Genomic DNA, 12,682 nt, shown 5'->3' with positions numbered 1-12,682 from the left:
CCGATAAATAAATCCATTGTATAATTTAGCATTTAATAACTTCTTTTGCTCCAGTAAAGAATCTTTATACCCATGTCTAACTACATCTGTCTACCTCTCAATCTTTATAGGAAAAATAATATTAGGGTTATTGGGCATAATAAATGGCAAAACCACATCATCAACACGATAAAGATTTTTAGCTTCGTCTGGACATTTTTTCAACAAATACTCAAACAATTCAAAATAGTCGGCACTCATTTCAAGTTGGTGCAATTCATTCATATCTGATAACGCCTGATAAATATTGGTTAAATATTGGTTATTTTTCATGATATTATCAATGTGTCGACTACAATATTGACTGGCAACCTCTTCAGAAATTTTTTTAACATCAAATGCAAAAATTGTCTTTGTGGAGTTTTTATGCAGACCCTTCTTAAATATGTCTTGCTTGATATTAGGAATATTTAAGCCAGATGATTCAACAAATTTATCAGCAATAGCGCCACGATGATTTGTTAGGTAATCCACATCATCTGGGACATCCAACGCCCTTTTCAATGTCCTTCTTATGATGATTTTATTTGGATGATTGATGTAGTACATCAATAGCTGATGCTCATTATGCTTTAAAGTCTGCTCATTACCCATGCCGTCTTTTAGTGTTCGTGGAATATATTTTAAGACCTTATCAGCACTATGATAAATCCACAAAAACTCATGACCACCAACAGTATCCAGTTTTAAAAAGTACATCACAAAGAACTCCTAATTATCGCATAATTACCCAAAAAGACTAGGTGAAATCAGCAAATTTTCCACCTAGTTCACTCCTAATTAAACATTGTAAAATTATTTTACAATGTTTAATTAGGAGCTTATCATGAAGAAAGTGATCGCCTTACTAGCATCTTTTATTGTAGCACTGTTGGGATATGTCATGCAAGATCATTGGGCAAGACAAAGTCTACAAAAGCACCTGATAGAACATCGATATAGTGAGGTTTTTGTGAATGGCAAGGGGCAAATTATCGCTTCTGACCCCAGAATCACTCCACAAAATATTGAACGCTATCGACTCCCGCTAGCGTATGAGGTGTACGATAAACAACTGGTTAGATACATGATGACGGTTGAAGGTTATGGCATTCTTGCTAAAACTAAAGGGCTTATTAAAGGCGCATTAAGCATGATTGGCGTGGGTCATTATGGTGGTGGGAGTACGCTCGATGTTAGTTCGGCCGGCTCGATGTTGAGCCAAAGAGTGGCGCAACCTGACTTTATTGGAAGGGTTTTTAATCGAGGAAAAGAGATGGCTTTGGCTAGAGTCATTAATGAGTTGGATGAAGCTCAAAGAGATGTCATTATGCTAAATGAGGTTTGTATGTACAATAACGTTACTGGGTGCACACTTGTGGCCAGTGCCCTTTGGGGGCGACCTGCTAAAACCGCCAAAGAGAGAATCATTCTCATTAGCTCAATTAGGTACCCAATTACCGAAGACAATGCTGAGCGTTTAGTTGACTATTCAACGGTTCAATGCAACAGGCTAAGAAAAGTTTATGATGAAATCGCCCAAAACGACTGTTATTTTACGTCAAGCGACTTCAAAACCAAAGCCACGGTCAAATACCCAAGTGTGCTACATCAGCATTTGATGGGGGCAAATCATTTATCATTAGATAACAAGTTGTTTGCGATAGAGCAAATGTCAAAAATTAAAAATGCAGATGTCGAAATATCATTAAAAGATGCTACTACAGGCGAGTTGGTGTTATTGATATCAAACAGCTCGAAAATAATGCAAAATGGTGGCTTCGATGAAACATACAATATCGCCTCTGTCGCCAAGCTCATAACGCTATTGGATATCCAAGCACACTATCCACAAGGTATGGTACAAGCCATGGCTAAATCAAATAATGATGCCATCTTAAAACTTGCACATCAATCAACCAGTGGTCTAAGTCTTGAACGATACATGATGCAAGCAGGTATTACCTTTAATTATAGCGACCTATTGGTTGATTCAGCCAAGGGACGCGTCAATGGCTCAAGCGATAACATTCATCATCTGCTTTCCACACTTATAGCTAACAAACCCAAGATGACCTCCATCAACCAGCAAGCCCTATCATCGGCAACATCAAAAGATGGCACACTTAGATATGTTCAACAGTTTGTCAAGAAAACAGATATTGACGTGGTTGTCGCAAAGTCGGGCACTGTGGCAGTCAGACAAAACTCTGGTGAAAAAGGTGTTTATGGCAACCTTGCTGTCTATGGCTTGAAAAGCCCCAACCAAAAAAATTACACTCTCGTGATTAGAGTGCATGCCAAAAACAATAAACCCATCTGCCAAGCCGAAGGGTGTGGTCATGCCAATATGATGAGATTAACCGATTTGGCATTTGGCCTTTTGCCAAAAGCTTAATTACAAACAAAAAGGAGTCACACATGAAATTCACCCCCAATCCTCACATGCTTAAAGTTGTCTGCATTGCCTCCTTGGTAAGCGTATTTTTAATGCTCGGCATCAATGCCATCATTTTTGGCAGGCTATATATTCATAATCCATTGTTAACATTTTCAATCTATGCAGGTGCTTTTATTTTAACCATATTATCGTTTTGGTTGTACGCCCAAAGACGCATTCAAATACTGGAGCATCTGGCATTTAAAGTGCTTATTATTATTATCGTCGAGCTTGGCTTGAGTATGAATTCTTATCAAAATATCATGAATAATCAAAATGCCACAAGCGAACGTTCTAAAATCAAGAACGAAATAGCACTGCTCGATACAGAGTTGGTTGCCACTATTAAATCACACAATAACCGTATTCATGACATACAACAAAATCTCAACCATATTGTTCTGAATACCTGCCAGGAATGGCAAAAAGACCGTGAATTAGGTAAGTTGGCGGGACTAAATTTGCTGACCATTGATATTAATGACCCGCCATCAAGCATACACGATATCAATATCAGTAATCTGGGTTTAGTCTGCTCAAAAGGAGCTGTGCAAACCAAAATTGATGACTTGAATCAATTTAAAAAGAGCGTCATCAACCTTAAAACCCAGAAAAATACATTAACCTTACAAGAAAGCAATATTCAAAATCAAAATTCACAAAGCCATTCCCAATCATTAAGGCTATTTATTAAGGATTATGGCTTAGAAATAATATTGTCTGCAGTATTCTTATTTTTTATACAGCACTTGCTATTAAACCCCGCAATAAAAAAAATACGCTATCAATCATCCAAGGATGATCCGGCATTCTCCAGAGATGAGCTACTATCGCTCTTGCTTACTCCAAATAAGCAATACGATATTCGCATTGCTCAAGAATATCAAAAAACCCACTTTCTGCTAAAACCATTTAAATCAAAACCTCTATCCAGTAGCGACTATTTAAGAAATAAATTATTTTTAAAAATCAACCAAAAAGACCATCAACATCTTATGGATTTATTGCATTGTAGCATTTATGATTTTAGCAATAAATGTCAGATCGCCAAAGACGAGGAGATACTTCAATTGGTTGAATTTGGTATTCTTGATGAAAATGAACTTCCTGAGGTGGTTATTTATAAGTTTGATCAAAGATTTTTTGGTCATTACTTATCCTTTAACACAAGATTAAAAGGCGGATAATTATGAAACATTTAAGTTGGCTGGAGGCATTTTTGGTTAGTGCATCAATGCTATTGCTGGCAATCGATTTATATGCGGTATATTCAGGAGATGATTCCTACGCCACCATTCATTACGCCATTCCTCTAATGCTTATATACGTACTGATTGAGGCCAGAAAATAAACGATAAAGCAAAACCTGTAAAATCCTGACAATATCATCCAATATTCAGGTTTTTACAGGTATGTTGATTCGCTCATGGTGCAACTTATCAGTCAATCATCGCGACCGACTCTCTCAAGCACCTTCATGGCTTTTGCCATGTCCCAATATTTATCCATCTCCGCCAAATCGCTCTGTTCAAAGGTTTTACCTTGTTCCATCAGCGACTTTTCCACAAAAGCAAATCGGCGTTTAAACTTGGCATTGGTATTTTGCAAAGCCATCTCGGCATCAATGTCTAAATGACGAGCAAGGTTAGTCAGCACAAACAGCACATCGCCAAGCTCGCCTGCGATTTTGTCTTTTTGGGCTTCATCCAATTTATCTGTTTTATAATTAAACTCAGGCGTGGGTAATTCTGCTTTTAATTCGCTAAGCTCCTCTTGGAGCTTCTCCAACACACCGCCCAGATTATCCCAATCAAAACCAACCTTACCCGCCTGTTTTTGTAAGTTTTGGGCGGTCATCAGAGCCGTGCCTGCCTTGACATCGGATAATAGGCGTTTTGGGCGGTCTTGGTTTTCTATTTGCTTAATCTCATCCCAACGGCGTTTGACGTCTTCGTCCGTTTTTAGATTTTCTTTGTCAAACACATGGGGGTGTCTGCGGATGAGTTTCTCTTGTAAGGTATAAATCACGTCCGCCATATCAAACCGCCCTTGCTCGGCATACAGATGGGCATGAAAGACAATTTGCAAAAGCACATCGCCAAGCTCGCCTTTAATGTCATCGGTGGCAAGAGGGCTTTTGTCATCGCTTACAATGGCTTCAATGAGTTCAAAAACTTCTTCGATGGCGTATTTTTGTAGGCTGTCGTTAGTTTGTTTTTTATCCCACGGGCAATCGGTACGAAGGCGCGCCATGAGTGCTAACAGGTCAGAAAATTGGTTGGTTGGAGTCATGATTATTATCCAAAATAAACCCCATTATACTAGATAACAGGGTCTATCACACCTATTTTATGCAAACTACTGAGCCAAATCTTCAAACAAGGCGGTGGACAAATAACGCTCGCCCGATGACGGAATGACCACCACGATGAGCTTGCCGGCATTCTCAGGACGACTTGCCACTTGCAGGGCTGACCAGACTGCCGCCCCTGCACTGATGCCCACGAGCAGACCTTCTTTTTCTGCCATTTGACGAGCCGTGGCAAAGGCGGACTCGGTGGTAACCGTGATGACTTCATCATAAATCTTAGTATTTAAAATGCTCGGCACAAAACCAGGGGCAAGCCCTTGCAATTTATGAGCCCCCTTCTCACCACCGCTAAACACAGGCGAATCGGACGGCTCTACCGCCACGATTTGTACGCTGTCCTTTTTGGCTTTTAACACTTCGCCCACGCCTGTAATCGTACCGCCCGTGCCAATCCCTGCCACCACGATGTCCACTTGCCCATCTGTGTCTCTCCAGATTTCTAGGGCGGTGGTTTCACGGTGGATTTTTGGGTTGGCTAGGTTGTCAAATTGGCGTGGCATAAAATAGCCGTCTTGACTGGCAAGCTCGTTCGCCTTGGCAATCGCCCCGCCCATACCCTCTGATGCAGGGGTTAATACAAGCTCTGCCCCATAGGCACGCAGCAGAGCACGGCGTTCTAAGCTCATGCTCTCAGGCATGGTGATGACAAGTTTATAACCCTTAGACGCACACACCATGGCAAGCCCAATGCCCGTGTTGCCCGATGTCGCTTCCACGATGGTGGTGTTTTTGTTGATAAGCCCGTCTTTTTCGGCTTCGTTTATCATGGATAGGGCAATGCGGTCTTTGACCGAGCTTGCGGGGTTAAAGTATTCTAACTTTGCCACGACACGAGCGGGCAAACCTTCACTTAGGCGGTTTAATTCCACTAGGGGTGTGTTGCCGATAAGATCGGTGATGTTTTTGGCAATGTTCATAAAATTTCCCTTGTTAAAGGTTGTCGGTTTAAAATGATACACGGTTAGCATACCAAATTTTTATGAAAATTTATAGGCAAAAAATGTTAAGCCTTATTCTATTTTGGCATTTAAATAATTTCACAATATCCACGGCTAAATCATGATAAAATTAAGCTGTTTCATGTTCATATTTAGGATAATTTATGACCGCTTTTAACCCCATAACCATCTCCTGCTTTAAAGCCTATGACGTGCGTGGCGAGCTTGATGTCAATCTCGACAACGCCATCGCCTACCGTATCGGACGAGCGTTCGCCCAATATCTTAATGACGGCAAAGAAAATCCCGTCATCGTGGTCGGCTCGGACATCCGTCCGTCTAGTGAGAGCCTAAAACAATCTGCCATTGACGGCATCACGGACGCAGGCGTGGATGTGATTGATTTGGGGATGGTTGGCACCGAAGAAGTCTATTTTGCCACAAGTCATTACAGTGCCATCGGTGGTATTGAGGTAACCGCTAGCCACAACCCCATCAATTACAATGGCTTAAAAATGGTGCGTGAAAACTCCCGCCCCATCAGTGGTGACACGGGGCTTGCCGACATTCGCACGATTGCTGAACGTGGCGAATTTGTGGTGGCAGACAAAGGTAGGGTTATCCTAAACGCCGACAAAACCGCTTATATTGATAAGCTCATGAGCTTTGTCAATACCACCAAATTTACCCCCAAAAAAATCGTGGTAAACAGTGGCAACGGCTCGGCAGGGCCTGTGGTTGATGAACTACAAAAACGTCTTGGTGATAACATTGAGCTTATCAAAGTTCATCACACCCCAGACGGCTCATTCCCCAACGGCATTCCCAACCCCATGATTATCGCCAACCAAAAAGCGACATCGGAGGCGGTTATCGCTCATGGGGCGGATTTTGGCGTGGCGTTTGATGGCGATTTTGACCGCTGTTTTTTGTTTGATGAACATGGGCGATTTATCGAAGGCTCATACATCGTGGGCATGCTTGCCGAAGTGTTTTTGAAAAAACATCAAGGCGAGAGCATCGTCTATGACCCCCGAGTGATTTATAACACCGAGAACGTCATCGCCCAAAATGGTGGTACACCTGCCATCAGTAAATCAGGACATTCGTTCATCAAGCAAGTCATGCGTGAGACGGGGGCGATTTATGGTGGGGAGATGTCGGCTCATCATTATTTTCGTGATTTTGCCTATTGTGATAGCGGTATGATTGTGTGGCTACTGGTGATTGAGCTTCTGTCAGTAACGGGCAAAACCCTATCCGAGCTGGTAAACGGCTATATCAATGATTTCCCCAGTTCGGGTGAGCTAAATTTTCGCTCAGGGCAAAAAACCGGCAGCGAAATCAGCGAGCTGTTAGAGCAAAAATACCACGCATTAAACCCTGCCAAAAACACCCTAGACGGATTAAGCCTAGATTTTGGCAGTTGGCGGTTTAATCTACGTTCATCCAACACCGAGCCACTCATTCGCCTAAATATCGAAACCAAAGGCGACAAGGCATTATTACAAGCCAAAACCGATGAAATTTTGGCACTACTGGCAGAGTGTGGGGCGGTGAATGCTGACCATTAAGCTTCAAGCCAAAAAGAGCTGATAAAAAACAGGGTAGTGATTGCTACCCTGTTTTTTTGAACATGGTTAAATATTTGGGAATCAAGAATCAGTTCAATAGACAAAAAGAAAACAACATTCCATTCTTCCTGCTTTTTAGCTTAATTGATTTATCCATAAAACCAACTGTATTGACATATCTTGGATAGCCAGTACCATTATAACCATTTGCCTTTGTCTTAATTTTTGGTATAATGGGATAAATAGGTATGTTCGACATCTCCATCTCGACACTCACATCATCAACTACTTTAATAAAGTCAAATTTGCTGACTAGGTAGTCTACCATGGCGGAGGTCATGTCAAACTGAGGGTCTTCTTTAAGGTAGTTTGAAACCTCACCTAATTTAAAACCTTACTTTCTATTTTCTGCCAACATATATCCAGCTCTTGCTAATAACGCATGATAAAAAACATCTTTCATAGAACTACTCATAAAAAAAACTCCTGTTACCTTAAAAATGAAAGTTGAGAACGATTATACGCTGATTTTAGTGGGTTGTAAATAGGGATTTTTCGGGGGTTAATATGTACTCTTCATAGAAAGTATTAACAACATTTCCCGTTCCTCGTTTGCCATGATGATTAGAGCCCCACACCCACAACTCACCATTATTTAGAACTACTGAAGTTAGATACAACTCACTTGGTTTAACATTTTGCATAATACAAATAGGATGATGTATATAAACGCGAGAGCGTGAAGTGACACTATCACCAAACCCTTGTTCACCCCATATATACAAATCACCATTACTGGCAACAGCAGAACCTTCACCTATATTAATGATTTGGTTTAATTGTGGGTGTTTGATTGGCTTTGTTATTCTATTACTGGCTGATGATTTTATGCCAATTCTTACAGGATTTGCCCCCCAAACCCAAACTTCACCTGTTTCAAGCAATACCCCAACATCTGAACCTGTCACAAAAAATCAACCGCTTTGTGTGGCAGTTCTACCTTATTGGCAGGATAAAAGGCGATTTCATCATGGTCATGACGCTCCACAACTTCACGCCCTAGTCCTTGCCAATCAACTCCTGTGGTATAAATCTCACCTTGGCTATTGAGTGCTACCGAGACATTGCCTAATGACCCAAACCGAACAATGTTGGTAAGATTGGGAATTTTAGTGGGAACTTTGTTGGGTTGATTAACACCATTTATCCAGCCTTTTTCATTTTCACTAATAGTATAAACTTCACCTTGTTTGGTTAAAAAGAAAGAATCACCAATGCCTGCCACCACATCCACCACCTCCCCCACGCCTTCTATTTTTCTAGGTTCATCAATAAAATTACTGTCATCATTGGGGTCTACATAGCCATCATAATTACTTCCCCACCCCCATACACTACCATCTTTTTTAAGCATGAGTATGTGTCCAATACCACCAGAGACAGCAACCACATCAGTTATGCCTTCTATCTTAGTGGGTGTGGGGTCTTGTCCTGTTTTGGTTTTTCTAAGCAGATAATCTGTTCCCCAAGTCCATAATGTGCCATCGTCTTTTATACCAACGGCGGTTGTGGCAGTCATCGCCACTTTCTTGGGTTCTATGATAATCTCTAAGGGTTGTTCTAATGGCGTATCAGGCATATTTGCCTTAGGGTATTTATCATTACAAGCAGTCAAGGCAACAGATAGACATAAAAAAAGAGCGGATAAGGCTCTGGTGGGGAGGGTTTGATAAAACACATCTTTCATAGAATTACTCATAACTAACCCCTGTTACCTTAAAAAATGAAAATTGAGAATGATTATATGCTGATTTTAGTAGGTTGTAAATAGAGATTTTTGCAAAACTAAAACGATATTCTCATCTGACCATCACCCTTTCTTTGATACTTCCCTCATTGCCAGTTTACCATCATAATCCTCCTAACACCCCACATCATCAACACGCTTTCTAACAACCCCTGTATGCGTTAAAACAATCCTATAAGACAACTCATCGGACACCGAACAATACTTAATATGTCCAAAATGACCACGTGGACTGGCACTGAGCCCAAAGTACTTAATATAATGCCTAGATGCTGACACTCTCATGTCAATTCTGCCATGTTTTAAATTAAGCCCATACTCTTTAATCAACTCACCATCATCAAGACGGGCATTACCATCTAAATCCCTAAACACGATAATTTTTACTCCCGACTGCTTATGGCAACGATTTGACTCATCGGCAGGACACATAACAATGTTTTGCTTAGTAATATGGCTTTGACTGCGGGCTTCTTTTAATGCATCAGTAACGACAGACGTAACATTCTTTGCTTCCATCCCCCGCAAAACCCGCATCACACTAGGATAAGCAATCATACCAATCATACCAATCACAACCACTACCACCATCAACTCAATCAACGTAAACGCCTTTTGCCCACCCATTAATATCACCCTACGCACAAGCAAGTTACTCACATAAATAATTATAAGTAAAGTTAGGTCAGCTATTATACACAAATTCAAGGATTTTAAAAACCAAAACCCCCTCTATCAATGACAGAGAGGGCTAAATAAGGTGCTGACGATGACCTACTCTCGCATGGGCAAACCACACTACCATCGGCGCTAAGACGTTTCACTTCTGAGTTCGGGAAGGGATCAGGTGGTTCCATCTTGCTATTGTCGTCAGCGTAAAAGGATTAACAACGCTGCTTATGAGTCTGTTGTTTTATTTTTTACTTTAAATTTAATTTTTAAAGTTTTAACTTTTTAAGTTAAGTTATTCAAGATTGATTCAAGCTTGTTAGGTAAAATCTTTACACTTATCTCATACTAAACCACTTGGGTGTTGTATGGTCAAGCCAAACGAGCAATTAGTATTGGTTAGCTACACATGTCACCATGCTTCCACACCCAACCTATCAACGTCGTAGTCTACAACGGCTCTTTAGGGAAATCTTATCTTGAGGTGGGCTTCCCGCTTAGATGCTTTCAGCGGTTATCCCATCCGAACATAGCTACCCGGCAATGCGACTGGCGTCACAACCGGAACACCAGAGGTTCGTCCACTCTGGTCCTCTCGTACTAGGAGCAGATCCTCTCAAATTTCCAACGCCCACGGTAGATAGGGACCGAACTGTCTCACGACGTTCTAAACCCAGCTCGCGTACCTCTTTAAATGGCGAACAGCCATACCCTTGGGACCTGCTTCAGCCCCAGGATGAGATGAGCCGACATCGAGGTGCCAAACACCGCCGTCGATATGAACTCTTGGGCGGTATCAGCCTGTTATCCCCAGAGTACCTTTTATCCGTTGAGCGATGGCCCTTCCATACAGAACCACCGGATCACTAAGACCTACTTTCGTACCTGCTCGACTTGTGGGTCTCGCAGTTAAGCGCGCTTTTGCCTTTATACTCTTTGAACGATTTCCGACCGTTCTGAGCGCACCTTCGTACTCCTCCGTTACTCTTTAGGAGGAGACCGCCCCAGTCAAACTACCCACCATACATTGTCCTTGATGTTGTTACATCTAAGTTAGAACCCCAACATAACCAGGGTGGTATTTCAAGGATGGCTCCATGGCAACTGGCGTCGCCACTTCAAAGCCTCCCACCTATCCTACACAAGTTAGGTCAAAGTTCAATGTAAAGCTGTAGTAAAGGTTCACGGGGTCTTTCCGTCTAGCCGCGGGTACACAGCATCTTCACTGCGATTTCGATTTCACTGAGTCTCTGCTGGAGACAGCGCTGCCATCATTATGCCATTCGTGCAGGTCGGAACTTACCCGACAAGGAATTTCGCTACCTTAGGACCGTTATAGTTACGGCCGCCGTTTACTGGGGCTTCGATCAAGAGCTTCGCATACGCTAACCCCATCAATTAACCTTCCAGCACCGGGCAGGCATCACACCCTATACGTCCACTTTCGTGTTTGCAGAGTGCTGTGTTTTTAATAAACAGTTGCAGCAGCCTGGTATCTGCGACTGCCAACAGCTCAAAGAGCAAGTCTTATCACCATCGGCAGCGTACCTTCTCCCGAAGTTACGGTACCATTTTGCCTAGTTCCTTCAGCAGAGTTCTCTCAAGCGCCTTGATATTCTCTACCTGACCACCTGTGTCGGTTTCGGGTACGATTTGTTTATGACTATCGCTTAGAAGCTTTTCCTGGAAGCATGGTATTTGCCACTTTGCCAGTAAACTGGCTTGCTATCAGATCTCAGTAATAGTCTAGCGGATTTGCCTACTAAACCTACCTACATCCTTTCACCTGGACAACCAACGCCAGGCTGACATAACCTTCTCCGTCCCTCCATCGCATCATAAACAAGTATTGGAATATTAACCAATTTCCCATCGACTACGCCTTTCGGCCTCGCCTTAGGGGTCGACTCACCCAGCCTCGATTAACGTTGGACTGGAACCCTTGGTCTTCCGGCGAACGGGCTTTTCACCCGTTTTGTCGTTACTCACGTCAGCATTCGCTCTTGTGATACCTCCAGCATGCTTTACAACACACCTTCACAGGCTTACACAACGCTCCCCTACCACTTAATTGAAACAATTAAATCCGCAGCTTCGGCTCCTAGTTTGAGCCCCGTTACATCTTCCGCGCAGGCCGACTCGACTAGTGAGCTATTACGCTTTCTTTAAAGGGTGGCTGCTTCTAAGCCAACCTCCTAGCTGTCTGTGCCTTCCCACATCGTTTCCCACTTAACTAGGAATTTGGGGCCTTAGCTGGCGGTCTGGGTTGTTTCCCTCTTGACGACGAACGTTAGCACCCGCCGTCTGTCTCCCGGATAGTACTCATCGGTATTCGGAGTTTGCATCGGTTTGGTAAGTCGGGATGACCCCCTAGCCGAAACAGTGCTCTACCCCCAATGGTATTCGTCCGAGGCGCTACCTAAATAGCTTTCGGGGAGAACCAGCTATCACCGAGTTTGATTAGCCTTTCACCCCTATCCACAAGTCATCCCCTGGCTTTTCAACGACAGTGGGTTCGGTCCTCCGGTGCCTGTTACGGCACTTTCAACCTGCTCATGGATAGATCACTCGGTTTCGGGTCTATACCCTGCAACTTAATCGCCCTATTAAGACTCGGTTTCCCTACGGCTCCCCTAAACGGTTAACCTTGCTACAGAATATAAGTCGCTGACCCATTATACAAAAGGTACGCCGTCACCCGACCACTTAATCACTCTGCTTCGCATCGTAATTAAGTGATCGGGCAAGCCCGACTTAGCTTATTTACGATACTTTGTCATTTTATGATGACTCAAACTGTGATTTAATGCGGTTCATTAAGAAAGTTCGCACTTTGCCATTATTTTTTGTGGCGTGTTCTCGCTT

10 protein-coding genes and 2 rRNA genes (1 of these 12 only partly in view) are annotated in these 12,682 nt (G+C 42.6%); 4 read left to right on the top strand and 8 right to left on the bottom strand.

Translation table 11 applies throughout. The features are described 5' to 3' along the window. Positions 1-90 precede the first annotated feature (90 nt). Complete coding sequence (locus tag LP107_RS00335; RefSeq protein WP_143821707.1) at positions 91-741, bottom strand: hypothetical protein; 651 nt, start codon at positions 739-741, stop codon at positions 91-93. 124 nt (positions 742-865) lie between these two features. On the opposite strand from LP107_RS00335, the gene LP107_RS00330 reads away from it, so the two are divergent. From LP107_RS00330 to LP107_RS00320, 3 genes are read left to right on the top strand one after another with little or no spacing between them, the layout of a single operon-like run. Further along, a complete protein-coding gene (locus LP107_RS00330) occupies positions 866-2,416 on the top strand; it encodes a hypothetical protein (RefSeq protein WP_078274747.1) in 1,551 nt (516 codons plus the stop codon). 23 nt (positions 2,417-2,439) lie between these two features. Next, positions 2,440-3,645 (top strand): hypothetical protein, encoded by a 1,206-nt coding sequence (locus tag LP107_RS00325; protein WP_078274748.1) that lies wholly within the window; start codon positions 2,440-2,442, stop codon positions 3,643-3,645. A gap of 2 nt (positions 3,646-3,647) precedes the next feature. Continuing rightward, positions 3,648-3,809, top strand: a complete 162-nt coding sequence (locus LP107_RS00320) for a hypothetical protein (protein WP_158079682.1) — start codon at positions 3,648-3,650, stop codon at positions 3,807-3,809. Positions 3,810-3,901: 92 nt separating this feature from the next. Here LP107_RS00320 and mazG read toward each other — a convergent pair whose 3' ends face one another. Then, positions 3,902-4,750, bottom strand: coding sequence for a nucleoside triphosphate pyrophosphohydrolase (mazG, locus tag LP107_RS00315; protein ID WP_112741676.1), 849 nt, complete (start codon positions 4,748-4,750; stop codon positions 3,902-3,904). Positions 4,751-4,816: 66 nt separating this feature from the next. Beyond that, a complete protein-coding gene (cysK, locus tag LP107_RS00310) occupies positions 4,817-5,746 on the bottom strand; it encodes a cysteine synthase A (RefSeq protein WP_112741675.1) in 930 nt (309 codons plus the stop codon). Positions 5,747-5,931: 185 nt separating this feature from the next. Here cysK and LP107_RS00305 point away from each other — a divergent pair, with 185 nt between their 5' ends. Beyond that, positions 5,932-7,341, top strand: a complete 1,410-nt coding sequence (locus tag LP107_RS00305; RefSeq protein WP_112741674.1) for a phosphohexomutase domain-containing protein — start codon at positions 5,932-5,934, stop codon at positions 7,339-7,341. A 530-nt stretch (positions 7,342-7,871) separates the two neighbouring features. Here the strand turns inward: LP107_RS00305 and LP107_RS00300 are convergent. The 5 genes from LP107_RS00300 to LP107_RS00280 all read right to left on the bottom strand — a co-directional run. Next, complete coding sequence (locus LP107_RS00300) at positions 7,872-8,309, bottom strand: RCC1 domain-containing protein (RefSeq protein ID WP_112741672.1); 438 nt, start codon at positions 8,307-8,309, stop codon at positions 7,872-7,874. After that, positions 8,306-9,100 (bottom strand): RCC1 domain-containing protein, encoded by a 795-nt coding sequence (locus LP107_RS00295; RefSeq protein WP_162860330.1) that lies wholly within the window; start codon positions 9,098-9,100, stop codon positions 8,306-8,308. The genes LP107_RS00300 and LP107_RS00295 overlap by 4 nt, the downstream gene beginning before the upstream one ends. A 162-nt stretch (positions 9,101-9,262) precedes the next feature. Then, the gene (locus LP107_RS00290; RefSeq protein WP_112742596.1) at positions 9,263-9,775 is read right to left on the bottom strand and encodes a GspH/FimT family protein; all 513 of its coding nucleotides are present in this window, start codon (positions 9,773-9,775) and stop codon (positions 9,263-9,265) included. A gap of 134 nt (positions 9,776-9,909) precedes the next feature. Continuing rightward, positions 9,910-10,023, bottom strand: a 5S ribosomal RNA gene (rrf, locus tag LP107_RS00285). A 162-nt stretch (positions 10,024-10,185) separates the two neighbouring features. Beyond that, a 23S ribosomal RNA gene (locus LP107_RS00280) occupies positions 10,186-12,682 on the bottom strand (it continues 729 nt past the right edge of the window).

This window comes from Moraxella bovis (genome assembly GCF_025985205.1).
GTDB lineage: Bacteria > Pseudomonadota > Gammaproteobacteria > Pseudomonadales > Moraxellaceae > Moraxella > Moraxella bovis.
This window is presented reverse-complemented; position numbering and strand designations above follow the sequence as displayed.

What these genes read in the sequence shown, in the direction of transcription:
- LP107_RS00330 (WP_078274747.1), top strand. Translation starts at nt 866, where the DNA reads ATGAAGAAAGTGATCGCCTTACTAGCATCTTTTATTGTAGCACTGTTG.
- LP107_RS00325 (WP_078274748.1), top strand. Translation starts at nt 2,440, where the DNA reads ATGAAATTCACCCCCAATCCTCACATGCTTAAAGTTGTCTGCATTGCC.
- LP107_RS00320 (WP_158079682.1), top strand. Translation starts at nt 3,648, where the DNA reads ATGAAACATTTAAGTTGGCTGGAGGCATTTTTGGTTAGTGCATCAATG.
- mazG (WP_112741676.1), bottom strand. Translation starts at nt 4,750, where the DNA reads ATGACTCCAACCAACCAATTTTCTGACCTGTTAGCACTCATGGCGCGC.
- cysK (WP_112741675.1), bottom strand. Translation starts at nt 5,746, where the DNA reads ATGAACATTGCCAAAAACATCACCGATCTTATCGGCAACACACCCCTA.
- LP107_RS00305 (WP_112741674.1), top strand. Translation starts at nt 5,932, where the DNA reads ATGACCGCTTTTAACCCCATAACCATCTCCTGCTTTAAAGCCTATGAC.
- LP107_RS00295 (WP_162860330.1), bottom strand. Translation starts at nt 9,100, where the DNA reads ATGAGTAATTCTATGAAAGATGTGTTTTATCAAACCCTCCCCACCAGA.
- LP107_RS00290 (WP_112742596.1), bottom strand. Translation starts at nt 9,775, where the DNA reads ATGGGTGGGCAAAAGGCGTTTACGTTGATTGAGTTGATGGTGGTAGTG.